Origin of the sequence: Arthrobacter hankyongi (assembly GCF_022012395.1) — a bacterium.
GTDB classification, from domain to species: Bacteria; Actinomycetota; Actinomycetes; order Actinomycetales; family Micrococcaceae; genus Crystallibacter; species Crystallibacter hankyongi.
Genome location: NZ_JAKLTQ010000030.1, coordinates 21543 through 44923, shown reverse-complemented (window position 1 = coordinate 44923; position 23381 = coordinate 21543). Strand labels below are relative to the sequence as shown.

Sequence of the window (23381 nt, the reverse complement as noted above, 5' to 3'; positions counted from 1 at the left end):
CGACACAAGCCGGTCAGCACAAGCCGTCCCCGGGGGGCGCATCCCCAGCTACTGCCAGAAGATCGGCAGTCCCATGGTGGCGGCCCGGATCCACGTGAAACGCTCCGGCTCCACGGCGCCGGCGGTAGCCGGCCGAGGACGATGGAGGGACGGCCGCTGCAGGCCGCGTGGCGGTCGCCTCAGGGACCGCTGGCTGAAATCCAAGCCACCCGGACGGACAGGAACCACGGCAGTCCCCCGGCCGCCGCTCCGCGGCCGGCGGACACACCCGCGAAACGGCGAGGAGCCCCGGATCAAGGACCGGACCCTATGGAACTCTTGGAAAGGTTTAACTTTCTTCGTCCACGGCCTATCAATTCCTGTGGATAACGTTACGCTGTACTTCAGGGGCTTCTACTGATTCTTGGGGAAGAAAGCAGTGAACATGGGGAGTTCATTAAAGCCGACCATTCGCGATGTCGCGGAGCAGGCCGGTGTGTCATTGGCAACCGTTTCCTACGTCTTGTCCGGCCGCAACGGCGGATCCACCCGGATCAGCGAACCGACCAAGGAGCGGGTACTTCAGGCTGCGCAATCGCTGGGCTACGTGGCCAACCACGCGGCCCGAGGGATGCGGCGCGGCCGTACCGATACCGTGGCCGTGGTGGTGGAGAACCTCGATTCGCCATGGGACCGTTCGCTGGCTGAGGCGGCGTACCGGATCCTGCCCGGCCATGGCTACCGGGTGGTGATCCTGCTGGGTCAGGAGGCATGGCGCAACTTCATGCTCTCCGGTGGTGCCGACGGGGCCATCCTGGGCTTCAGCACGGGATCCACCGAGGAACTGCGGACCATCGCGGACCTTGCCACGCGCGGCGCCGCCCAGGTGGTGGTGTCGCAGACGCTGGAGCCCAAGGGATTCGACGTCGTCTCGATGGGCGAAGGCGGCGGCATCGCCGAGGCCGCCCAATACCTGGCCTCCGGGCACCGGCGGATCGGCGTCATCGAGCGGACCGGGGCGCATGCCAGGTCCGGCCCGAGCCGGCTGGAGCTCTTCCGCAGCGGGCTGGAGCGCCACGGCGTGGAACTGGACCCGGCCCTGGTACGGTCGTCGCCAGGCTCCTGGCGGACCACCTACACGGACGCGCTCGAACTGCTTTCGGGCAAGGAACCGCCCACGGCGGTCTTCGCCACCACGGACCTGGACGCCGTGTGCGTTGGGATCGCCGCCGAACGGCTGGGCATCAAGGTCCCGCAGGAGCTGGAAATCATCGGCGTAGGCAATTCGGACATTGGCCAGGATGCCGAGCCGGCGCTGAGCACGGTGGGTCCGGATCCCGTCCAGGACGACATTGTCCGGCTGCTGCTGTCCCGCCTCGAGGCGCGGCAGCATGGCGGCTTGGAAAACCAGCCCGGGGGCCGGCACGTGCCAGCCCCGTGGAAGCTGCATTTCCGCGGCACTACCGCCCGCGGCGGCGACGCCGACTGAGCCGGCAGGCTCCGGCCGCGGCCGTCGAGAGGGAACACCATGCGTACGGGCCGGACCCGAGCCAGTACGCCGAGCTGTACCTGCCGCGGCCGCGGACCCGGCGCACCGCCGTCGTTATTATCCACGGCGGTTACTGGCGCGCCGCCTACGGGGCGGAACTCGGCGAGCCGCTGGCCTGGGACCTGGCCGCGCGGGGCTGGCTGTGCTGGAACCTCGAGTACCGCCGCGCCGGCAACGGCGGCGGGTGGCCGCAGACCTTCGAGGACGTGGCCGCGGGCATCGACGCGCTGGCCGCTGCCGTCGCCGGCCGGGGCCTGGCCTTGGACCGGGTGGCCGCCTTGGGCCATTCGGCCGGCGGCCAGCTGGCGGTCTGGGCCGCCGGACGCCACCGGCTGCCCCCGGGCACACCGGGGAGCGCGCCCAGACTGCGGCTGGACGCGGTGCTCAGCCAATCCGGAGTGCTGGACCTGCGCCGGGCGCGCGAGCTGGGTCTGAGCGACGGCGCGGTGGACAACTTCCTGGGGGCGGCGCCGGAGCCGCATCGGCTGGCGGATCCGCTCAGCCACGTGCCGCTGGACGTTCCGGTCTATGCCTTCCACGGCACCGGCGACGACACGGTGCCGGTGGAGCTGGCCGAATCCTATGTGGCCGCGGACCGGGCCGCGGGCGGACGGGCCGAACTTATCCTGGTGCCGGGGGACCACTACACCCTGATCGATCCGTGCTCGGCCGCCATGGCCGCGGTCCGCCACGTGCTGGCCGGACTGGATTAGGACAGGGCCTGCCGGATTCGGGCGCGCTCTGTTAGGTTGGCTCTGTGCTCACTGTGATCGGGGAAACCCTGGTGGATGTGGTCAAGGGCGACGCGTCCGCCCCGCGCACGCATGTGGGCGGCAGCCCCATGAATGTGGCCGTGGGCCTGGCCCGGCTCGGCCATCCGGTCCAATTCGTCGGCCGCTACGGCCAGGACGAGTACGGCGCGATGATCCTGCACCACCTGCGCCGCAACGCGGTGCTGGTCCCGCTGGAGCCCGATGACCGGCCCACGAGCGTGGCCACGGCCCGGCTTGATTCCACCGGCGCGGCCCACTACACCTTCGACCTGCTCTGGGAGCTGCCGCCGCTGGAGAAGGCCCTGCCGCGGCTGCTGGATGGCACCACCTGGCTGCACACCGGCTCGGTGGCCGCAATGCTGGAGCCGGGCGCCCATACGGTGCTGGCCGTCGTCGAACACGCCCACCCGCGCGCGCTCATCAGCTACGATCCGAACTGCCGGCCCACGCTGATTACGGACCGGGAATTCGCCCGGCGGCAAGCCGAAAAGTTCGTCCGGCTCAGCGACTTGGTCCGCGCCTCCGACGAGGACCTGCGCTGGCTGTACCCGGAGCGTTCCCCCGAGCAGACCGCGCAGGCCTGGCTGGCCTTGGGGCCGGCCTTCGTGGTGGTGACGCGCGGTGCCGGCGGCCCGTGGGCGGTGGCCCGCTGCGGCAGCTGCGAGGTGGCCGCGCCGGATGTGGAGGTGGTGGATACCGTCGGCGCCGGGGACTCCTTCACCGCCGCGCTCATCGGCGTCCTGGTGGACCGGGGTCTGGCCGGATCCGGCTGGCGGGAACGGCTGCGGGACATCGGCCGCACGCAGCTGCAGGAGGTCCTCGAGTACGCCACCCGGGCGGCCGCGATCACCGTCTCCCGGGCCGGCGCCAACCCGCCCAGCCGGGACGAGCTGGAGTACTGACCCGCCGGGCCGTCGGGGCCCCTAAACTAGACTCATGCGTTTGATAGCCAGCGATCTGGACGGCACCATTGTCGGCCGTGACGGGAAGATCAGCCCGCGCACGGTGCGTGCCTTCCATGATGCCGCGGACGCCGGGGTGCAGATCGTCTTCGTCACCGGCCGGCCCCCGCGCTGGCTGACTCCGCTGCGCGAGCAGATCGGCCACGAGGGCATGGTGATCTGCTCCAACGGGGCGGTACTCTACGACCTGGCCGAGGACCGCGTGCTCTCGGCACAGACGGTGCCGCACCCGGACCTCTTCGCAGCGCGCGAAATCATCCTGGGACTGCATCCACGAGCGACCTTCGCTGCCGAGACCACCGAGGGGTTCCAGCTTGAACCCGGGTTTGCCGAGTCCAGTTCGGTGGAACTGCTGGGTAAGATCATGCCGCGGCCGCTGCGCGAATCCCTGGTTGCCGGGGACTCGGTGGTGAAGTTCCTGGCCCGGGTCGGGGAGCTGGAGCCGGACGCCTTCCTGGCCGAGGTGCTGCCCGCGGTGTCGCATCTGGTGGCGGTCACCCATTCGGCGCCCACAGTCGCGCTGCTGGAAATGGCCCGGCCGGGCATCAACAAGGCCGTCACGCTGGCCGGCTACGCGGACTCCCTGGGCATCGACGCCGGGGACGTGGTGGCCTTCGGGGACATGCCCAATGACATCGAGATGCTCGAGTGGGCCGGGCACGGCTATGCCATGGCCTCCGGGCATCCGCTGGCGATCGGGGCCGCCCGCTTCAAGGCGCCGGCCTTCGAGGACGACGGCGTGGCCCGGATCATCGAATCCCGGCTCGCGCGGCTCTAGAGATTGGGACGCTCCCTCAGTGTCGGCTTCGCCGCCACAGCGGGGCCCTCGCGTCCCACTCTAGACGCTCCCACTTTGGCTGCGTTTGCGCGGCCGGCGGTAGAGTACCGAGGGTGAGCACCCGCATGCCGTACCTGGAGAATATGCTGCCGGGGCCGGCGCGCCGGGCACCTGCGGCCTTCGCGCACCGCGGGTTCTCCCCGGCCGGACACGAGAATTCCATGGCCGCGTTCCGGGCCGCCGTCGCCATGGGCTACGGGTACCTGGAAACGGACGTGCGCACCAGCGCCGACGGCGTGCTGATGGTTTTTCACGACGAAACCCTGGACCGGGTCACCGACGGCCACGGCCCGCTCGCCCAGTGCACTGCCGGCCAGCTGCGGCAGGTGCGGATCGGCGGCGTCGAGCCCATCCCCACGCTGGAGGAACTGCTCGCCGAGTGGCCCGACGTCAAGCTCAACGTGGACGTCAAGGACAAGGCGGGCATGCCTCTGCTGGCGGAACTGATTGAGAAGTACTCGGCGCACGACCGGGTGCTCGTGACCTCTTTCTCGGACCGGCGCCGGCTGGGGGTCTTCCGGACCCTGACCCGGCCCGCAGCCAGCTCCGGGGGCGTGGTGTCGCTGACGGCGCTGGCCGCGCTGGGCCGGCTGGGCCTGACCCGGACGCTGGGCCGGGCGGCCCGGATGCAGGCGGTCCAGGTGCCGGTCCGCTACGGCCGGTACCCGGTGGTCACCCCCGGTTTTGTGCGCCGCTGCCACCGGGCCGGGCTGGCCGTGCATGTATGGACCATCAACGAAAGGACGGAAATGGAGCGTCTGCTGGACCTGGGCGTGGACGGACTGATGACGGACCGGGCGGACCTGCTGGCCGATGTCATGCGGGAGCGCGGCTTCTGGCCCCAGCGGGTGCGGCCGTGAGGGTGCTGGTCGCCCCGGACAAGTTCAAGGGCACACTGTCCGCCGCAGAGGCCGCCGCGGCCATGGCCCAGGGCGTGCTGCGGGTATACCCGGACGCCCAGGTCAGGCTGCTGCCGGTGGCCGACGGAGGCGAGGGAACCCTGGAGGCTGCGCTCGCCGCCGGGGCCGAGCAGCGCACGGAGCGGGTCCGCGGTCCGCTGGACAAGGACGTGAACGCCTCCTGGGCGCTGCTGGAACGGCCCGGACGGCGCACCGCCGTGATCGAGATTGCCCGGGCTTGCGGACTGCTGCTGGTGGAGCCTTCGGTGCAGACCGCCCTGGCCGCGCACTCCTACGGCAGCGGCCAGCTCATCGCCGCCGCGCTGGAGGCCGGTGCCTCCGAGATTGTGCTCGGCCTCGGCGGCTCAGCGATGACCGACGGCGGTTCCGGCGCGCTGCGCGCCTTGGGCCTGAAGGTTTACGACGACGGCGGCGCGGAGGTGCCCCTTGGCGGCGCGGCGCTGCTGTCGGCCCGCTGGGCGGAGGATTCCCGGCTCGATGCCCGGCTGCAGTCCACCGTGCTGCGGATCGCCGCGGACGTGGACAGCCCGCTGACGGGCCCGGAGGGCGCCGCCCAGCTGTTCGGGGCCCAGAAGGGTGCCGACGCCACGGCGCGGAACCTGCTGGACGAGGCGCTGCGGCACTGGGCCGACCTGCTCGAGGACGTCACCGGCTCCGCCGTGGATGTTCCCGGCGCGGGGGCGGCCGGCGGGTACCCGGCGGCGTTCCTGGCCTTCACCAACGCGCGCCTGCAGCGCGGCTTCGACCTGGTGGCGGAGCTGGTGGGGCTGGACGAGGCGCTTGCCGCTGCGGACCTGGTGATCACCGGGGAGGGGGCGCTGGACGGGCAGTCCCTGCGCGGCAAGGCGCCGCTCGGGGTGGTGGAGCGGGCACAGGCACACGGGGTCCCCGCCGTCGTCGTGGCCGGTAGCATCACGCTGCCTCTACAGGAGCTGGCCGGACGCGGGGTCGCCGCAGCGGTCAGCGTGCTGGACGTGGCGCGCACGCCACAGGAGGCCTTTGCCCGCCCGGCGGAATACCTCGCGCTGGCCACCCAGCAGGCCTTGGAAGGAGCCTGAACCGCCGGGCGGCCGGTGCGCCTGCGGCCCGGCTACTCCTCGATCCGGAAGCCGAGCTTGATGGTCACCTGCCAGTCGGCGACGGCGCCGTCCACCAGATGGCCGCGCACGTTCGTGACCTCGAACCAGTCCAGGTTGCGCAGCGTCTTGCTGGCCTGTGCCACGGCGTTTTTGACCGCCGCGTCGATGCCGTCCGGGGAGGTGCCGACGATTTCAGAGACGCTGTAGACATGGTTGGCCATGCTTCCTCCTCGAAGATGGCCCCGGGACCGGCCCCGGGGCACGTGCCTGCAAGGCTAATGGCAATGCCGGGTCCACGCTAGGGTCCGGATCGGGATCAGCCGAGCTTGGACGGCCGGACGCCCTCGTCCTCGGCGGCGTCCAGCGGCTCGGTCCCGCGCCAGCGGGCGATCAGGTTCATGCCGTGGTAGATGATCAGCGCGGCCGCGGTACCCAGCGCAATGCCTTCGAAACGCAGCTCGCCCACGGTCCAGGTGAAGTTGGCGATCGCAACCACCAGGGAGACGCCGGCGACCGAAAGGTTGATCGGGTTGCCGAAATTCACCCGGTTCTGCACCCAGATCCGCACGCCCAGGATGCCGATCATGCCGTACAGCACCACGCCCGCACCGCCGAGCACCCCCGGGGGCACGGTGGCAATCAGGGCGCCGAACTTGGGGAACAGGCTCAGCAGCACCGCGACGATGCCGGCCACCCAGTAGGCGGCGGTGGAGTAGACCTTGGACGCGGCCATCACGCCGATGTTCTCCGCGTACGTGGTGGTGCCGGAACCGCCGCCGGTACCGGCCAGCACGGTGGCCAGGCCGTCGGCCATCAGCGCCCGGCCGGCGTAAGGGTCCAGGTTCTGCCCGGTCATGGCCGCCACCGACTTCACGTGCCCGATGTTCTCGGCCACCAGCACCACCACCACCGGCACGAACAGTCCGGCCACGGACAGGTGGAAGGAAGGCAGCTGGAACGGCGGCAGACCGACCCATGCGGCGTCACCGATGACGGAGAAGTCCACCTCACCGAGGAGTACCGCGGTCAGGTAGCCGGCCAGCACGCCGATCAGGATGGACAGTCGGCCCAGCAGTCCGCGGAACAGCACGGTGGCCAGCAGGATGGCCACCACCGTGACCAGCCCGGTGACCGGGCCCGCTTCGAAGTTCGCCTTGGCCGCGGGCGCCAGGTTCAGGCCGATCAGGGCCACGATGGCACCGGTGACCACCGGCGGCATGACCACCTGGATCCAGTGGGCCCCGGCCTTTTGGACCACCAGGCCGACCAGGAAGAGCACCGCCCCGGCCATGATCAGTCCGCCGAGCGCCCCGCCCATGCCGTACTGGTTCGTCGCCGCCCCGATCGGCGCAATGAACGCGAAGCTGGAGCCGAGGTAGCTGGGGATCCTGCCGGCGGTGATGATCAGGAACAGGATGGTTCCGACGCCGGAGAAGAGCAGGGTGGTGGCGGGCGGGAAACCGGTCAGCAGCGGCACCAGGAAGGTGGCGCCGAACATCGCCACCACGTGCTGGGCGCCGATGCCGATGGTGCGCGGCCAGCTGAGCCGTTCCTGCGGCGATACCACCGAGCCGGGGGTGATGGTCTTGCCGTCCCCGTGGATGTTCCAGTGGAACGCTGATGACTTGCCGGGCATGCTCATGGGGGGCCTTTCAACGGGGGCGGGGAAGTTGGCTCAGCAAAATCCTACGTCCAGAGCGTGTCGGCATTGTTACGTCACCGGCCTGTCATAAAGTCGCCCGAAGTCACACACTTGGGCGCCCGCCGGGCCCGGTCCTAGGCTCGGTGCCAGATTACGAGTTCCAATGCAAAGCCCTGGCTGGTTGGACGGCAACCCTCTTCCGTGGCGGGGTGCCCCAGGTGACGATCTGGCCGCGGCGCAGCAGCGCCGGGGCAAGCACGGCGCCGTCCTGCGGCGTCCCGAGAATCTGGGGAACCCTGTCATGTCCTTTATCTGCCTGATCCTGTCCGGCGCCGCGCTGCTGGTCAATGGGCTGGGCCTGCTCGGACGCATTCCGGGCCGGGACGCCGGCGCTTTCAGCCTGCTGATCGGCACCGTCCAACTGGTCCTCGCCGCGGTGTCCGCCGCGGCCGCCGGCGGCGACCCTGCCGTGCTGCTGGGTGTCAGCGGCGTCTTCCTCTTCGGCCTGACCTACGCGTATGCGGGCTTGGATGCCCTGCTCGGCCTTGGCTCGGCCGGGCTGGGCTGGTTCTGCGGCCTGGTGGCGCTGCTGGCGCTGTTCTACGCCGCCTCGAACCTCGCCCAGGATCCGCTGCTGGCCGTGCTGTGGCTGGCCTGGGCCGTGCTGTGGTACCTGTTTTTCCAGCTGCTGGCGCTGGGCCGGACCGCACTGGCCGCGTTCACCGGCTGGACCACGCTGCTGACCGGGCCGCTGACGACGGCGGTGCCGGCGCTGCTGGGCCTGTCCGGCGCGTGGCCGGCCGGCTGGGACGCGGCCGGCGTATCCGCCGCCGTCATAACCGCCCTGTTCGCCCTGGCCCGCGGGCTGGCCAAGGCCCGCCCCGCCGGGGCTGCGGCAGCCCCGGCCGCCGTCGAAACTCGCGAATCCGTATCCGTCTGACCCTTCCTGCCCAGCCCTGCCGTCCGAAAGGTACCGTCATGACTTCAGCCACCATCCACCAGGCCGACTATGAAACCTTGGCTGCCCGCTTCCGGCCGATCTTCGAGCGCATCGCCGAAGGCGCCTCGGCGCGCGAAAAGGACCACCGGCTGCCCTATGCCGAGATCAAGGAGCTGGCCGCGGCCGGCTTCGGGGCACTGCGCGTGCCGGTGGCCGACGGCGGCCTCGGCGCCTCGCTGCCGCAGCTGTTCCGCCTGCTGGCCGAGCTGGCTGCCGCGGACTCGAACATCCCGCAGGCGCTGCGCGGCCACTTTGCATTCGTCGAGGACCGGCTGGTCTCCACCGGGGCCCAGCGCGCCGTCTGGCTCAAGCGGTTCGTCGACGGCGAGATCGCCGGCAACTCCTGGACCGAGGTGGGCGCGGTGAAGATCGGCGACGTGGTCACCAAGGTCGAGCCGCAGCCGGATGGAACCTTCCGGATCAACGGGACCAAGTACTACTCCACCGGCAGCATCTTCGCGGACTGGATCGACACCTTCGCGCAGCGCACCGACGACGGCACCAAGGTCATCGCCGTCGTCGATGCGCACCAGCCCGGCGTCACCCACGGCGATGACTGGGACGGCTTCGGCCAGCAGACCACCGGCTCGGGGACCAGCACCTTTACGGACGCCGTGGTCGAGGCGGAGCACGTGATCGATTTCGAGACCCGCTTCAAGTACCAGACGGCGTTCTACCAGGCCGTGCTGCTGGCGGTGCTGGCCGGGACCGTCCGGACCGCCAGCCGCGAGATCGCCGCCGAGGTGGCCCGGCGCACGCGCATCTTCTCGCACGGCAACGCCGATTCCTTTGCCGCGGACCCGCAGATCCTGCAGGTGGTCGGCGAGGTGACCGCCCGCGCCTACGCCGCCGAGGCCGTCCTCGAGCGGGCCGCCGGCGCCCTGCAGCGCGCCTACGAGGCCGCCTTCCTGGACGACCTGGCAGAGGAGGAGCGCCGCAACGACGACGCCGAGCTGGAATCCGCCCAGGCCCAGGTGGTGCTGACCGAGCTGGCCACCCGCGCCACCTCGGACATCTTCGACGCCCTCGGCGCCTCCGGCACCAGCACCGCCAAGAACCTGGACCGGCACTGGCGCAACGCCCGCACCGCGGCCAGCCACAATCCGTGGGTGTTCAAGGCGCGGATCGTCGGGGACCACGCGGTCAACGGCGCCGTCCCGCCGCGGGTCTGGGCCATCGGCACCGGCCCCGGACAGCAGGCCGGGCAGCAGCCCGGCGCGTCCAAAGCCTGATGTGTCCCCGGCCGGGGTAGTGCATGCCAGCGTCCAGCGGCTCCCCGTCCTTCGCTTCGCTCAGGACGGGACCCTCGCCGCTAGACTGTGTGGAAGCCGCCGTGGGGACGGCACCTGCCCAGGCAGGCACAGGCCGGGAACACATCAAGGGGGAGCGGCACGTTGATGGATGAAATGGGGTCATTCGAACGTACGCCGCCCGCCGCGGCGGTGGCCCGGGTGCGCGAGGGATTCCGCACCCGGGCCACCGTGCCGCGGCGCTTCCGCGTGGGGCAGCTGAAGGCCCTGCGCCGGCTCCTCGCCGAGAACGAGAAGGACCTCGCCCAGGCGCTGGCCGAGGACCTGGGCAAGCATCCGCTGGAAAGCCGGCTGTCCGAATTCGCCCTGCTGGAGCACGAGATTTCCCACGTGCTGCTGCACCTGCCCGCTTGGATGGAGGAGACCTCCGTCAAGGTGCCGCTGGCCCTGCAGCCGGCCCAGGCCAGGGTCCAGCCGCAGCCGCTGGGCGTGGTGCTGATCCTGGCGCCGTGGAACTACCCGGTCCAGCTGCTGCTGTCCCCGCTCATCGGCGCGCTCGCCGCCGGCAACTGCGCGGTGCTCAAGCCCAGCGAGCTGGCCCCGGCCACGGCACGGCTGCTGTGCCGGCTGGTGCCGCAGTACCTGGACCCGCAGGTGGTGGCGATTGTCGACGGCGGCCCGGAGACCGCCGCCGAACTGCTGCGGGAACGCTTCGACCATATTTTCTTCACCGGCGGGGAGCAGGTGGGCCGCCAGGTGCTGCAGGCGGCCTCCCGCCACCTGACCCCGGTGACCCTGGAGCTCGGCGGCAAGTCTCCCGCCGTCGTCGTCGACGGACACTGGGGGAACATCGCCCGGCGCATCGCGCACGGGAAATTCCTCAATGCCGGGCAGACCTGCGTGGCCCCCGACTACGTGCTCGTCGTCGGCAAGGCCGCCGCCCCGCTGCGCACGCACCTGCCCGAGGCCATCCGCGAGTTCTTCGGCAAGCGGCCGGCGCGCAGCCGGGACTACGGCAGGATCGTCAACGAACACCATTTCAACCGGCTCACCGGCTACCTTGGCCAGGGCACGGTGCTCAGCGGCGGCGGCAGCGAGCCAAGCGGCCGCTACATCGAACCCACGGTGCTGGTGGACGTGGACCCGGACGCGCCGGTGATGCAGGAGGAGATCTTCGGGCCCATCCTGCCGGTGCTGGAGGTGCCCAGCCTGGCGGAGGCGGTGGCCTTCGTGAACGAGCGGCCGGCCCCGCTGGCCGCCTACCTGTTCAGCGAGCGGCCGAAGTACCAGCGGATCTTCGAGGAGACCGTGCGGGCCGGGGCGGTCGGCCACAACATCTGCAACGCCCACCCGATGGTGCCCGGGCTGCCGTTCGGCGGGGTCGGGGCCAGCGGGATGGGGGCCTACCACGGCAGGCACTCGTTCGACACCTTCAGCCAGCTGCGCCCGGTGCTGTCCAAGAGTGCGCTGGTGGACACGCTGAGGGTGGCGTACCCGCCGTATTCGTGGAGCAAGGCGGAACTGCTCAAGCGGCTGCTTTGAGGCAGCTGCCGGGCTGCTAGGCTGGCCCACAGTGATTCATCAATTTTCTCTGTGACCCAAGCGCCCCTGCATGAGCGTCTGACGCACCGCCGTGGAGCGGTGATTCGGTGTGCCCCGGAGGGGGAACCCCGGCAACGGGTTCCCCGCCCCGCCGATCGATACCGACGTCACCATTTGGAGAACACCTTGACCATCACTGCCCTGCGCCCTGCCGTCGACAGGGACGCCTTGCGCCCTGCCTGCGGCGACTGCTTCGCCCTGTGCTGCACAGCCCTCGGCTTCTGCCGTTCTGCGGATTTCGCCGCTGACAAGCCCGCCGGCTTGCCCTGCGAACATCTCGGCCCCGACTTCTCCTGCGGAATCCACGACCGGCTGCGCCCCCGGGGCTTCCGCGGCTGCACGGTCTTCGACTGCTTTGGCGCCGGACAGGTCGTTTCCCAGCGGCTGTTCGGCGGAGTCAGCTGGCGCGACAGCCCGGACACCACACGGGAAATGTTCGCCGCCTTCAAAGCCGTGCGCCAGCTGCACGAACTGCTCTGGTACCTGGCCGAGGCCAGGGAACGCACCCTTGATCCTGACACCGCGGCCGGCGTGCACCGGCTCACGGACACGATTGCCACGCTCACGCAGATGGACGTGCCCGGACTGCTCGGCCATGACATCGCGGCGCTTCATGCCGAGGTCAGGACGGTCCTGATGCAGCTCAGCGAGGAAGTGCGGGCCGGCTACTTTGCCGCTGGCGACGACCACCTGGAGCCAGACCTGGCGCCGGGTGCCGACCTCATGGGACGGAATCTTGGAAGGCGCCGGCTTTGCGGGACGGACCTGCGCGGTGCCTGCCTGATTGCGGCGGACCTGCGCGGCAGCGACCTGGCCGGCGCCGATCTGCTCGGGGCCGACCTGCGCGATGCCCGGCTGGAGGGCGCCGACCTATCGGCGGCCCTCTACCTGACCCAGCCCCAGATCAATGCCGCCCGGGGAAACCCGGCCACGCAGCTGCCGCCGGGATTGTCGGTTCCGCCGCACTGGACCGGCGGCTGAGCGGGGCCGGGCCTCCGGCAGGTGCCGGTCAGGGGATGCCGCGTTGAACGTTCTGTCTCTCCCGGAAGGTCGCCGATTTCGTTTTCCGGCGCCGCACGGTCACTTCAAGGCCCTGGACCGGCACCGCCGATAAGGGGGTTTACCGGCGGTAGCTCGGCAGCGGGCCTTTGGCGGCAGAACCGGCCATGCCCGACCGGATCAGCCGGATTTCGTCCGGCAGGCAGCGGCCGTTCCGCCTTGTCCGGATACTGCCGGCGGCAAGCCCGAAGAGCGGACCGCAGGTGCCTGGAGGCTGTCCTGCCCTGGCGGGATGCCCCCGGTCCGTTCGTGCCGGACGCGGGCGTTATCCCCCCGCAGCACCGGCGTGTTACGGAACGCTGTAACTTCAGTTACACGAATGTGATTATTTGGCGGATCGCTGACAAACTGTCCTCTGTTCTCCGGGCCGGCATGCCCCCCAAATGCCGGGCCGACGAACCCCAGAAGGACCCCGGCCGATTCCCCCGATCAGCATCCCCTGGCTGCGGCCGGGGCCCTTCCCCAAGCCCCAGCGTACGACATAGTTGCCTGCGGCACCTGTGCCGGTCCTGTGAACTTTCTCCCGGAATCCTTGACGGCCTTGCCGCCCACTCAAGGTCTCAATCGGAGACCATGAACGGCAGGACTCCAACTCGCTCATCCGCCCGCTCGCTGCATGCAACGGTGTGGAGCGAGCGGCACCTGCCGGGGGAGACGCTGTTCCCTCCGGGGCTGGGATCGGAGCGGAACCGAAGTCAGCTTGTCCGTACTGTTTCCGGTGCTGCAGCAGGAGTATGAAGCCCCGGGTCCGCAGTCGTATTGCGCGTCCGGAGGGGTCGATGGGATCCGGGGAATGCCCGATGCGTCCACCCACTTTTGTCATATGCGCTGTTATCGGCGTTTCCGTGATGATGAGGATGGCGTCCACCGGAATGGTGCTCGCCGCTTTCAGGAACAGCCAGCGGATAATATGTCATGCCTAGGGCGCAAACATGTCGGGCTGGTCGGTGCTGCGTCACCCTGATTGCGGATTCCAGTATGGCAGCCCTGATGTGCCCGGAGTGTCGAGGATTATGGCAACGCTCTGCTCAGCCCTTGTAATAGCGACATAGAATGTTGCCGCTGCCATGGCTTCGAGCGGCTTGCCGGTCTTGATGAATCTTTCGACGTTGGTGGTGGGTGCGATGAGAACGCGTTCACGCGTCAACCCTTTTGAGGCTCGGTAGTTCATGAACGGCAAGTAGAATTTCTGAGCCGACGACGACATATAGCGCAGGCATAGTGGCTTGAACTCTTCTACATAGGCAGGAACGTCTTCACTTTTTACGAGGAACATCCCGTCGTGCTCGGTCTTCCGTTCATTCATGGATTTGGTAGCCGTAAAACCCCAGCTCTCACCGAACACCGAGTCTGCAAACGCTGCGATTTCTGGGTGGCATCGCCATGTTGTGTGGCGCTGGCTTATGTCAAGTTTGCCACTCTCCGCTTGAGCCTTGAACCATTTCCAGACGCCGGTGAACATGTACTGCTTGTTCTTCCGTTCGCGTTCGTTGGTGGTTAGAACCGCCTGACGTACGTCGCCTACCATTCGCAGTTTAATGGACGACTTCATCAAGAGCTTCAGAATCTCCAGGTCGTACCCGCCGAGGTCCTGTACCTCGTCGATGTAGATGGTGTCGTAGATTCGCTCGAGCCGTGACAGCAGCGCACCTCGGCTTGCACGTTCGACCAGGCACGCCAGTTGCGGGAGGTGTACCTTCCGAACACGCCCGCCGTTGTCAAAGTAACGGTCCTCACTCGCGCTTGACATGTAGCGCTGCGGATCGCTCTCAAAATCGAATCCGCGAACTCTCCGATGGGGATCGAGAAATGGAACAAATGGACGCACCCAGTGCTTGATCAAGAACGTAAACCAACCGAGAACCTCAACCTGCACCGCTCCGCCCAGTTGCCGACTCATGCGCTGGCGGATCTCAATTTGATTTGTGGTGGTGTAAGTAAGGACTAGGACCTTTTCGGCCTTACTCGCTGCTATGCAGGCATCGATGATGCTCTGCGTCTTCCGGGATCCGGCAACGGCTAATGTCAAGTGGTTCTTATGCATCATGTATGAACTTGGCGGCTTCTTGGAAATACAGCGGCGCTGTTACTGTCTCAGCAGACTTGGCTATCCTTATTGCCGCTTCCGTCTTGTTGTTGGACATCCAGGTTCCCAACGTCGCCCTGTCTGAAATCCCAAGCACCGAGCGAAGTAGCCCTTCGTCGTTCTGGCTGATCAACTGAGGTTCCAATGTCGTTCCCATTTCCACAGCACCAATAAAGAGCCGGCGCCTGTCTTCGGTGAGCCATGCAGTGAGTCCGTCGGACAGTGAAGTAGGATCCTCACCGTCGTTGTCCCTTGTCGCGGCAACCGGCTTATCAAGAGCGGCACAGAGTTCTAGGCATCGGGCCAGTGACAATCCGCGCATGCTGACGACGTCAATGCCATCCTCGATTGGTCGATGGCCGAACATGTCTACATAGAAGCGCTCGAAGAGGATCTCATCGGATGGGCCTTCGACCAGCACGACTTTGTCAGCCAAGGCCATCCGCAGCGTGTCATAGCCAGGCAGTTTCTCGAAGTAAGCCACCGTGTTTGGGTCGAGTGCACCTAAGCGGGTGTGGCGGCCTCCAGAAACCAACAGCAATGCATCCAGCCCCAATCTGTTGAGGACAAAGGAACTGTGCGTCGTAATGAAAAGCTGCTGATGTTCACCGGACAGCTCCTTGATTCGACCCACCAGCTTATTCAACGATGTATGAGACAGGTGGTTCTCGGGCTCTTCGATCATGACGATGTTCGTTGACTTGGCCGTTCGATTCATGGCTAAGGCAATCTTGATCGCCGCCTGTTGGCCCTGGCCAGTCATGGCGAAGGGAATCTCATCCACGTGGGGCATAATGGATGATTCCCAGGATGTCCGAGAAGTCTGGTCCATCGAGAGGCCGATCAAGCCATCGTGAAGTTCAGCATGTACAGCAGACATCTTGGCGTTGATGTTCTTGAGCGTCGTGTCCGACATCTCGCCTTTGATCCTTCTGTAGGCCAGGGAAATTTCCGCTTTTTCCGCACCATCTAGATGGTCGCTAAGAATTTGGCGCAGATGAAAGTCCACTCCGCTCGAAGAGCGTACTGTTCGCGAGTCAATCAGAGCAGAAGCCAGCCCCTTAGGGCGACTCGTAATGACCTCGTCAGCGAACGATCGCCACTCCACACTGTAGTACTCGACAGGAAGCAGCTTCGGTTCACCATTAGTCAGGTAGGCCTCGATCTCGATCACATAGTCGGGATTCGGTGCGACGACGATCGACACACCTGGACATGCATAGGCGGCACGTCTGAGTTGGCGGCGCCCGACAGACGCTGTAAGTCATCGTCGTCTGCCAGAAAAATCTCGATACATATCTCGGGCGGCGTAGGGTTCTGCCCCGATTTTCGTGCTTCAAAAAAGTCGGACACCAGAGTGGTGTTGAACCAGTGAGGGTTCAGTTCGTCCTGAGCGCTTCGGCCGTTAACCCTGCCTGTCAGTGCCAGACTGATCGCCTCAAGGAGAGTGGACTTTCCGCTCTCGTTGCCTCCCACAATGATGTTCATACCTGGGTTTGGCTTCAGCATGAAATCCACGTATTTGCGGTAGCCGCGGATCCTGATTCTCTCGATCATTCCACTCCAAGATGCGTTGCAATCACGCGGCGCGAATGTTCCGTCCGAACACTCTGAGCCGCAACCACAACAAGTGTCTCGCACCTTTGGCGACACACATGGATAGTTGGAATGTCCGGAGTGTTGAGTGAAAAAGACATCATATGCGCCCACAGTGAGACGCAGCTGGGCCCTTAGGGTGCCGCACGTGCCAAGGACGTGGGAGCAGCGACAGCATTTCGCGGCGCGCTTGAAGCATCCAACCGGACCACTAAGCCTTCAACACGAGATTGTCAGGTTGAAACTATGGATTTCCAACTGGGCATCGGGCTAGCTTCGGAACGTTGTCTCAGCAAAGGACCCTTTGCCAGGACAAGGGCGGGCGGTTCGGCTCCGGGCCGTCCGGCCCGGATTTCCGGGCCACGACTTGTCTCATCAATATGTCTCACTCGGAGTATTCTCAACAACGAGGAAGACAACCTTTGATGGGACCAAGGGGAGCGCCATGGCCAGCATCGGGTACGCCCGGGTCAGCACGGTGGACCAGAACGCGGACCTGCAGCATACGGCACTGAAGGCCGCCGGTTGCAAACGGATCTTCACCGACCACGGTGTCAGCGGCACCAGAGCCAGCCGGCCGGAGCTGGACAAGATGCTCGAACACCTCCGGGAAGGTGACGAGGTGGTGGTATGGAAGCTGGACCGGCTCGGCCGCAACACACGGAACCTGCTGGAGCTCATCGATGACCTTGAAGGACGCGGGGTCCACTTCCGTTCACTGACCGAGGGCATCACCACCACGGGTGCCATGGGCAAGGCCATGCTCACGGTCATGTCCGCGTTCGCCCAGCTCGAACGTGACCAGCTGGTCGAGCGGACCAGGGCCGGGATGGCGGCAGCTGCCGCCAACGGGCGCAAAGCGGGACGACGCGAAGTCACCGCAGGGGACTGGAAGGTGAAGCGCGCCCGTGAGCTGAAGGCCCAGGGCCTCAAGCTGGCCGACATCGGCAGGATCATTGGCGCCAGCCGCGCCACTGTCTATCGGTACCTGGGGTTGGACTCAGACTAACTGACGAGGGTGAAGCGTTAGAGGCACCCCGGCAGGCCCTTTAACGGGCGGGGTATCCGCGTATCTGGGAGCCGGCAGCAAAGCTCGGGGGCTTGTGCCCGGTGCAATACCGTGCTCAAGCCCCCGCGTCCTAGGTTCTGATTTAGCCAGTCCAAGTTTCGAGGACCAGCTCAGTTAGGTATGTCCGCATTTCCCCTGCCCATCAGTGCTTCCCCTGCCTAGCCCAAGGCAATAAGAGACAAGCCTTAGTGGCGGGCAGGTTGGAGCATCGTGTCGGTCTCCGTGTCGATGGCGTGCCGGTCAATGACGCGCGCCGGGGCAAGGACAGCCCACACGATGACTAATACGGCGATGATCAGGGCAAAAGCGATAAAGATACCGGCGAACGTCGCCTCCGGAATGAATCCGCCGGCGCCGGGCACCAACACATTCAATAGAATCGCGACCGTTACTGGTGACCCGACGAACTGGACGATGTTTTGCATGCTAATCGTCACCGCCATATTGTCCTGACGGCCGGCCGAGGCAACCAGTGCGTATCCCACAGAGCTACAGCTTAGGATCGTGAGGGCATAGCCGAACACCCACACCCAGGACGTCCAGACTGGGCCATGCACAAACGCGAGGCCGAGATAGACCATGATCGCCCCGGTTCCGGAAACGACCAGGACGGTCTTCGGACCAAAGCGCTTTAGTCCCCACCGTGTCCAAACATATCCAAGTGCGGCGCCGGGAATCATCGCGAGCAGTACGTATGTGGAGTCGAGGGCAGAAAGGCCGTGGCCGAACCCGGAGGATGTTGGTGTCTGAAGCAGTGCTGGTAGCACGAAAAATATGCCGTTGCCGACGATAGTAACCGCCAAGAGCCCGGAGAACCCGATGAGGGCCTGGCGGACGTCCATGTTGCGGAACGACACCAGTGGCTCCTGCGTGCGCCGCTGCTGAACGATCCACACAGCCAACACCACCCCGCTCAAGACAAACGAGCCGAGCACGGTGGGGGAGGTCCAGCCCAGGCCCGGGCCTCCACTGATTCCGACCAGCAATGCTGTGACCCAAACCCCCAGACCCAGTCCACCGAACCAGTCCAGCCGAACGTCCGCGCGGGCGGATGCGGGCGTCTCAGGTGAGAGGAGGGCGAGGATCAGCATCACCGCGTACAGAACGAAACTCACCCAAAAGACGCTTTGCCACGGCAACCCTAGTCCAACCATGATGCCGCCAAGGATTACGGCAAGCGGTGCGAACATGGCCGCCAGCATCGCGAACGCTAGCGAGACAAGTCGGATCTGCTGCGCAGTGGCCCGCGGACGCAGGAGCCCCCAGCTCAGCGGGACGGAGATAGCGATGCCCAGGAGGAATCGGCCGGCAACCAGAGGCCAAAAGTCATTCGCGGTCGCACCCAGGGCAGCTCCCATCAGTGCCAGGACGATGAGGGCCAGGAGGACCTTGCGATGCCCGTAGATATCGCCAATGCGTGCGGTGAGGCTGACGGAGATGGCACTGCCAACCATCGTCGCGTTAAGGATCCAACCGATCTCCGATCCTGACAGGCCTGATTCTTTCGCAATCACACCGACCAGCGGGGAGAGGCTGGCGAAGTGGATGTCGATGATCACGCCGCCGAGCAGAAGTATTGCGACTATCGGTGTGATTCGGTCGGTGCGAGCCCCGACGAGAGTGGATTGCGTCATCTTTGACCGCCTTTGTTGTGGACCCAGCAGCGGCTGGGCTTCGTTTTTGATTGCGAGTGGCGCATAGCGCCAGAGGGGAGGGCTTGCGAATTCGGGGACCGCGCCAGTGGCGGCGGCCTCAGTATGAAGTCAGGCCGACCAGCCCGCCGCCGGCATCGGCTGTGGTGACAGCGACTCCGCCAGGATGATTTCGGAATGCGGCCTTGAATTCCTCGGCCGTAATCGCCGGCCAGTCGATTTCCGCGAGTTGAGTCCCCTGAAGCGGTGTGGACGGCCGAGGCATTGCTTGCTCATGCTCACGGGTCCTCCCTTTGATGTAGTGCGCGGCTTCAGTGCCGGCCCCGTCGAGCACCAACTCTAGGAACAATCGTGATTCACCTGACACGGAAAATCAGGCCAACAAGCTTAAAAACGAGGCCAGTCTGCCCAATCCCATGACGCGCAGGACACGAATGTTGTCGTCATCGCGCTGCCGTTGGCTGCCAGCCGAATCTTCCTCCGGCGGTTTCGTCCACGACTTTGCGCAGCAGTCGGAACCGGGATCCCCGGGGGAATGGGGCGTCCCGGGAGCTCCGCGGATCTGCTCGTGATGGGCTGCCAGGTCCGGCTGTTGGCTGGGAGACAGTGTTCCCTTGAAGAGCTTGACCAGCAGGTTCACGGTGAGGCGGATTGGCCGGGCGAGGAAGCCGTCAGCGCTCTCTTCTTCAGACGAGCGTTGGCGGGGCAGGCCTAGTGGTGTTGTTTCTGTAGCGGGAAGCCTCCCTGAATGCCGTCGGCGGCATTCCCCTCCACCGTTTGAAGGCGATGGTGAAGCTGGCTGGATCGGTGTAGCCCAGGGTGCGGGATATTCGTGCGACGGAGTGATTGGTATTCGAGAGCAGATCGGTGGCGAGGTCATTCAGGGCTGCATCCCGAAGCTGGGCGAATTCATGGCCCGTGAGTTCGAGCTTGCGCCGCAGGGTGCGTGGGGAGACCTGCAGTGTTGCGGCCACATTGGCCAGTTTGCGGTTGAGCTCGGGGGCGGCTTTGATGGCCTTCTCAACGGCACCGGGCCAGTCGCCGGTCGCCCTGAGGGTGTCGAGAATCTGCCTGTCTGCTTTGATCCATGCCGCGTGCTGGAAAGCGTCACCGAAGGGCAGCTGGTGTGTTGATACGGCGGGGTCCCACCAGAGCCGCAGGGTTTCGGCGCCGCAGTCGATGTTGCCGGGGGCGTAGGTCAAAACTTCGGGGGAGGCTTCTACGAGAGGGAGTTCCACCTTGGTGAAGGGGAAAGGGCCGCCGTACTGCCACGTGAGGTTACGGGCGACGGAACAGAAGTCACGGTAGACGCTGAACGGGATCAACTCTTTTGGAGCCTCGGGGTAGGTCATCTCCATCCCGGTCACCGCGCCATCGGGTGTCCGCAGCGGCGCAATCTCCATGAGGCCGGGGCCGTAGTCCATTCCGGTTGCGACTTCTACCCATGCTTCGACGGTCGGCGCCGTTAGGAATGCCAGTCCTCGCACGCCGAAAGAGCCCAGGGTGTAGGTTTGCGCGGCCTTCACCCAAAGATCGAGCCGATCCTTGGTGAGCGCGACGAACTGCAGCTGAAAGGCCAGTTCCTTTCGTGCAGGAATAGTGCCTCCCGGGCGGTTCACCGCGTCGGGGTCAATTTCCGCATTCTCGAGTGCAGTCCGCCAATCGAGGCCGGCTTCTTCGAGCAGTCCACGCAGTGCGTGAACACTGAAATTCGGCAGCCGCAGGTTCTGATACGTGCTTAATTTCACCGCTGCCCCCTTACGCCGCCGACGTATGGAGTCGGGGCGGATTGTTCAGAACCCCAGCGTAGCCGCGTCCACCTGCTTCGTAGGGGAGCCGGCCGGCCAACGGGTCCCGGGAAGCCGGGCCGGAAACCGTTGCTGCCCAGGGCGTTTCCGTCCGGCTGTCGGGAGGAAAGGTTCGGGTATGCATGTGTCTTCTTCCTCGAGTCGATCTGCTGCTAGCCCGGCAGCGATGCGGCGTTGCAGGAGGAGCAGGTGGCACCGGGGCCTGGTGGGAGCTGCCATTTCACGTCATCCAACAAGATTGCGCAAGATTGGCCTTCTTTTCAATGGTGTTGGCCTGCTTTTCCGTGTCAGGTGGGTCACGAATGTTCCTAGAGTTGGTGCTCAACGGGCCGGTTCTGAAGCCGGCGCAACTACATCAAGAGGAGATCCGATGAGCATGAGCAGCAATGCCTCGGCCGTCCGCACCGCTTCAGGGGGGACTCAACTCATGGAAATCGACAGGCCGGCGATTACGGCCGAGGAATTCAAGTCCGCATTCCGCAATCATCCCGGTGGCGTCGCTGTCGTCACCGCCGATGCCGGCGACGGGCCGGTCGGCCTGACTGCAACTTCTGTGATTTCGGCCAGCGTGGACCCCAATATTCTGGCCTTCTCCGTCTCGGAGTTCTCGTCCAGCACCCCGACCATTCGCCGGGCAGATACGGTCGTTGTGCATCTGCTGAGCGCGGAAGAAGTGCACCTCGCGCAACTCTGTGCGACCAGCGGAATCGATCGGTTCGCGGACACCTCCCTGTGGTCGTGGCTTGAGACCGGGGAACCCTACTTCCTCACGGCCGGGGCCTGGATCCGGGGCAGGATCGTGAGCTCTATGGCTGCTGGCGGGTCCGCCATCGTCGCCGTTGAGGCGCTTGAAGCCTCACCAGGCCTGTCCGGTGGCGGGTTGCCCGGAAGGCCACTGGTTTACCACAACCGGTCCTGGCACGCCCTCGGAGATGCGTCGCAAATCTGAACAAGGCCGGTAATAGGCAAGCATCAATGGCGGACAGATACGCGTCCTGCCCTCTGTCAACTCTTTGAATACGTGTCGGCAATCCGGGCCTGAAACCGGTGCTCTTCGGCGCCCACGCTTTGGCCGGAAGAAATCACCGACTGGCACTGAACCAAACCCACCCAAACCTGCATCTCCACGAAAGGATGACTGACAATCATGACCATTACATCGAGCGACGTTGACCGTGACTTTATCGCTGATCACACGGTTGAACGTGCCCGGCGGCCGATCATGGACGGCCCGAACAAGTTCAAAGTTGCAATGTTCGGGGCGAACGTCTCGACCGGCCAGGGCGGCCTCACGCTGGCCGAGAATACGATCAAGCTCGGTAACTGGGGCGAGGTTGAAGGCCTTGCCCAAAAAGCGGACAGGTATGGCGTCGAAGGATTTATCCCGATCGCCCGTTGGCAGGGGCTTTCGGGCCCCGACCGGCCCTGGGGTCGCCAGTTCGAGACGCTCACGTGGGCGGCCGGGCTGGCGGCAGCGACCCAGAACATCCAGGTTTTTGCCACCTGCCACATGCCGTTCTTCCATCCGCTCACGGCTGCGAAGATGACTGCGACGATCGATCACATCAGTGGCGGCCGGATGGGCTTGAATGCCGTCGCGGGCTACCACCAGCCGGAGTACAAGATGTTCGGTCTCGACCTGCCGGAGCATGATAAGCGGTACGAGCTGGCGGACGAGTGGATGACGATCGTCGAGCGACTCTGGTCCGACGAGGGTGATGAATACAGGTTCGACTTCGAAGGCGACTTCTTCAAGATGGAGGCAGTGGAGGCCTATCCCAAGCCCGTTCAATCGCCGGGCCCCGTGGTGATGAGCGCCGGCTCGAGTCCGGCGGGCCAGAAATTCGCGTTCGACCATGCCAACATCCTGTTTGCCCAGGTCACCGACGTGGACCACAGTAAGCAGGCCGTTTCGAAACTCCGGAAGAACGCAGACGAGGCGGGCCGGGAAGATCTTGCGCTGTGGGCGGGCGTCCACATCGTGTGCAAGGACACGGAGAAGGAAGCGCTGGACTATGTGAAGTACGTCGAAGATGAAATGGGAGACTGGCAAAGCGCTGCACGCTACCAGGCAATCGTTGAATCCGGTGACGCCCGCAGCATGAACTGGGATGACTACAAGCGGTCCGAGGATCTCAAGAAGGACGAAGCTGTCCGAGCCTACCTGAGAGCGGGTCTTGTTCCGCTGGTAGGCACGCCGGAGATGATCGTCGACGGGCTTCAGAAGCTATCCGACGCAGGTATCGCCGGTACCTGCATTGGGACGGTCGACTACAACGAGGGCCTGGACCGCCTGAACGAGCAGATCTTCCCGCTGATGCGCAGCGCCGGACTCCGCGCCTGACACAGGACCGCGTGCTCGCTGCGGCAGCCGGCACTGACGCGGTCCCCGGAAGCGCGAACCCTCCGGCTCGGCCGCATACTGCAGACGTCACGGCAGTATGCGGCCGAGCGGGGGCACTTTAGGCCCTGGCCCTCACTGCCCGCCAGAAACAACGTCATGTTCACTGGCCGACC

At 65.8% G+C, this 23381-nt stretch carries 20 protein-coding genes and 1 riboswitch; of the genes, 13 read left to right on the top strand and 7 right to left on the bottom strand.

Annotated features, from left to right (window positions below; translation table 11 throughout):
• The first annotated feature begins 475 nt into the window (after positions 1–475).
• From LVY72_RS22955 to LVY72_RS22930, 6 genes are all read left to right on the top strand, one after another.
• Positions 476–1468 carry a LacI family DNA-binding transcriptional regulator gene (locus LVY72_RS22955; protein ID WP_237827084.1) on the top strand — a complete coding sequence of 331 codons (993 nt, stop codon included), beginning with the start codon at positions 476–478 and terminating at the stop codon, positions 1466–1468.
• Positions 1417–2241 carry an alpha/beta hydrolase family protein gene (locus tag LVY72_RS22950; RefSeq protein ID WP_308190867.1) on the top strand — a complete coding sequence of 275 codons (825 nt, stop codon included), beginning with the start codon at positions 1417–1419 and terminating at the stop codon, positions 2239–2241. Before LVY72_RS22955 ends, LVY72_RS22950 begins: the two co-directional genes overlap by 52 nt.
• 44 nt (positions 2242–2285) lie before the next feature.
• Positions 2286–3203, top strand: a complete 918-nt coding sequence (locus LVY72_RS22945) for a carbohydrate kinase family protein (protein ID WP_237827083.1) — start codon at positions 2286–2288, stop codon at positions 3201–3203.
• A gap of 34 nt (positions 3204–3237) precedes the next feature.
• Positions 3238–4041 carry an HAD family hydrolase gene (locus tag LVY72_RS22940; RefSeq protein ID WP_237827081.1) on the top strand — a complete coding sequence of 268 codons (804 nt, stop codon included), beginning with the start codon at positions 3238–3240 and terminating at the stop codon, positions 4039–4041.
• Positions 4042–4166: 125 nt separating this feature from the next.
• The gene (locus LVY72_RS22935; protein ID WP_237827093.1) at positions 4167–4961 is read left to right on the top strand and encodes a glycerophosphodiester phosphodiesterase family protein; all 795 of its coding nucleotides are present in this window, start codon (positions 4167–4169) and stop codon (positions 4959–4961) included.
• Positions 4958–6079 (top strand): glycerate kinase, encoded by a 1122-nt coding sequence (locus LVY72_RS22930; protein ID WP_237827079.1) that lies wholly within the window; start codon positions 4958–4960, stop codon positions 6077–6079. Before LVY72_RS22935 ends, LVY72_RS22930 begins: the two co-directional genes overlap by 4 nt.
• 32 nt (positions 6080–6111) lie before the next feature.
• Here LVY72_RS22930 and LVY72_RS22925 read toward each other — a convergent pair whose 3' ends face one another.
• Entirely contained in the window at positions 6112–6321 is a 210-nt protein-coding gene (locus tag LVY72_RS22925) for a dodecin (RefSeq protein ID WP_237827076.1), read from the bottom strand.
• Between the two features lie 95 nt (positions 6322–6416).
• Positions 6417–7742 carry a uracil-xanthine permease family protein gene (locus tag LVY72_RS22920; RefSeq protein ID WP_237827073.1) on the bottom strand — a complete coding sequence of 442 codons (1326 nt, stop codon included), beginning with the start codon at positions 7740–7742 and terminating at the stop codon, positions 6417–6419.
• A 149-nt stretch (positions 7743–7891) separates the two neighbouring features.
• A riboswitch (SAM riboswitch) is annotated at positions 7892–8006 on the top strand.
• A gap of 37 nt (positions 8007–8043) precedes the next feature.
• Between LVY72_RS22920 and LVY72_RS22915 the strand changes: the two genes are divergently transcribed.
• From LVY72_RS22915 to LVY72_RS22900, 4 genes are all read left to right on the top strand, one after another.
• Positions 8044–8682, top strand: a complete 639-nt coding sequence (locus LVY72_RS22915; protein ID WP_237827070.1) for an AmiS/UreI family transporter — start codon at positions 8044–8046, stop codon at positions 8680–8682.
• Between the two features lie 38 nt (positions 8683–8720).
• Positions 8721–9974: an acyl-CoA dehydrogenase family protein gene (locus tag LVY72_RS22910; protein ID WP_237827067.1), complete on the top strand. Its 1254-nt coding sequence runs from the start codon at positions 8721–8723 to the stop codon at positions 9972–9974.
• A gap of 165 nt (positions 9975–10139) precedes the next feature.
• Entirely contained in the window at positions 10140–11534 is a 1395-nt protein-coding gene (locus tag LVY72_RS22905) for an aldehyde dehydrogenase family protein (RefSeq protein ID WP_237827064.1), read from the top strand.
• Positions 11535–11720: 186 nt separating this feature from the next.
• The gene (locus tag LVY72_RS22900) at positions 11721–12575 is read left to right on the top strand and encodes a pentapeptide repeat-containing protein (RefSeq protein WP_269092828.1); all 855 of its coding nucleotides are present in this window, start codon (positions 11721–11723) and stop codon (positions 12573–12575) included.
• Positions 12576–13608: 1033 nt separating this feature from the next.
• Here the strand turns inward: LVY72_RS22900 and LVY72_RS22895 are convergent.
• From LVY72_RS22895 to LVY72_RS22885, 3 genes are read right to left on the bottom strand one after another with little or no spacing between them, the layout of a single operon-like run.
• Entirely contained in the window at positions 13609–14700 is a 1092-nt protein-coding gene (locus LVY72_RS22895; protein ID WP_237827061.1) for a UvrD-helicase domain-containing protein, read from the bottom strand.
• Positions 14690–15946, bottom strand: coding sequence for an ATP-dependent nuclease (locus LVY72_RS22890; RefSeq protein ID WP_237827059.1), 1257 nt, complete (start codon positions 15944–15946; stop codon positions 14690–14692). The genes LVY72_RS22895 and LVY72_RS22890 overlap by 11 nt, the downstream gene beginning before the upstream one ends.
• Entirely contained in the window at positions 15910–16296 is a 387-nt protein-coding gene (locus tag LVY72_RS22885; protein ID WP_237827057.1) for an AAA family ATPase, read from the bottom strand. The genes LVY72_RS22890 and LVY72_RS22885 overlap by 37 nt, the downstream gene beginning before the upstream one ends.
• 484 nt (positions 16297–16780) lie before the next feature.
• Between LVY72_RS22885 and LVY72_RS22880 the strand changes: the two genes are divergently transcribed.
• Positions 16781–17344: a recombinase family protein gene (locus LVY72_RS22880; RefSeq protein WP_237827055.1), complete on the top strand. Its 564-nt coding sequence runs from the start codon at positions 16781–16783 to the stop codon at positions 17342–17344.
• A 245-nt stretch (positions 17345–17589) separates the two neighbouring features.
• Here the strand turns inward: LVY72_RS22880 and LVY72_RS22875 are convergent, their stop codons facing one another.
• Together LVY72_RS22875 and LVY72_RS22870 are read right to left on the bottom strand one after the other, a co-directional pair.
• The gene (locus LVY72_RS22875; protein WP_237827053.1) at positions 17590–19038 is read right to left on the bottom strand and encodes an MFS transporter; all 1449 of its coding nucleotides are present in this window, start codon (positions 19036–19038) and stop codon (positions 17590–17592) included.
• Positions 19039–19742: 704 nt separating this feature from the next.
• Positions 19743–20804, bottom strand: coding sequence for an AraC family transcriptional regulator (locus LVY72_RS22870; protein ID WP_237827052.1), 1062 nt, complete (start codon positions 20802–20804; stop codon positions 19743–19745).
• 430 nt (positions 20805–21234) lie between these two features.
• Between LVY72_RS22870 and LVY72_RS22865 the strand changes: the two genes are divergently transcribed.
• Positions 21235–21813 carry a flavin reductase family protein gene (locus LVY72_RS22865; RefSeq protein WP_308190866.1) on the top strand — a complete coding sequence of 193 codons (579 nt, stop codon included), beginning with the start codon at positions 21235–21237 and terminating at the stop codon, positions 21811–21813.
• A gap of 198 nt (positions 21814–22011) precedes the next feature.
• On the top strand, positions 22012–23208 hold the full coding sequence (locus tag LVY72_RS22860) for an LLM class flavin-dependent oxidoreductase (protein WP_237827050.1): 1197 nt from the start codon (positions 22012–22014) through the stop codon (positions 23206–23208).
• Positions 23209–23381 lie beyond the last annotated feature (173 nt).

Bases quoted from the DNA above. Each gene is read 5' to 3' on its own strand.
- LVY72_RS22940 (WP_237827081.1), top strand. From the start codon at position 3,238: ATGCGTTTGATAGCCAGCGATCTGGACGGCACCATTGTCGGCCGTGAC.
- LVY72_RS22935 (WP_237827093.1), top strand. From the start codon at position 4,167: ATGCCGTACCTGGAGAATATGCTGCCGGGGCCGGCGCGCCGGGCACCT.
- LVY72_RS22925 (WP_237827076.1), bottom strand. From the start codon at position 6,321: ATGGCCAACCATGTCTACAGCGTCTCTGAAATCGTCGGCACCTCCCCG.
- LVY72_RS22920 (WP_237827073.1), bottom strand. From the start codon at position 7,742: ATGAGCATGCCCGGCAAGTCATCAGCGTTCCACTGGAACATCCACGGG.
- LVY72_RS22915 (WP_237827070.1), top strand. From the start codon at position 8,044: ATGTCCTTTATCTGCCTGATCCTGTCCGGCGCCGCGCTGCTGGTCAAT.
- LVY72_RS22910 (WP_237827067.1), top strand. From the start codon at position 8,721: ATGACTTCAGCCACCATCCACCAGGCCGACTATGAAACCTTGGCTGCC.
- LVY72_RS22905 (WP_237827064.1), top strand. From the start codon at position 10,140: ATGGATGAAATGGGGTCATTCGAACGTACGCCGCCCGCCGCGGCGGTG.
- LVY72_RS22895 (WP_237827061.1), bottom strand. From the start codon at position 14,700: ATGATGCATAAGAACCACTTGACATTAGCCGTTGCCGGATCCCGGAAG.
- LVY72_RS22885 (WP_237827057.1), bottom strand. From the start codon at position 16,296: ATGATCGAGAGAATCAGGATCCGCGGCTACCGCAAATACGTGGATTTC.
- LVY72_RS22880 (WP_237827055.1), top strand. From the start codon at position 16,781: ATGGCCAGCATCGGGTACGCCCGGGTCAGCACGGTGGACCAGAACGCG.
- LVY72_RS22875 (WP_237827053.1), bottom strand. From the start codon at position 19,038: ATGACGCAATCCACTCTCGTCGGGGCTCGCACCGACCGAATCACACCG.
- LVY72_RS22865 (WP_308190866.1), top strand. From the start codon at position 21,235: ATGAGCATGAGCAGCAATGCCTCGGCCGTCCGCACCGCTTCAGGGGGG.
- LVY72_RS22860 (WP_237827050.1), top strand. From the start codon at position 22,012: ATGACCATTACATCGAGCGACGTTGACCGTGACTTTATCGCTGATCAC.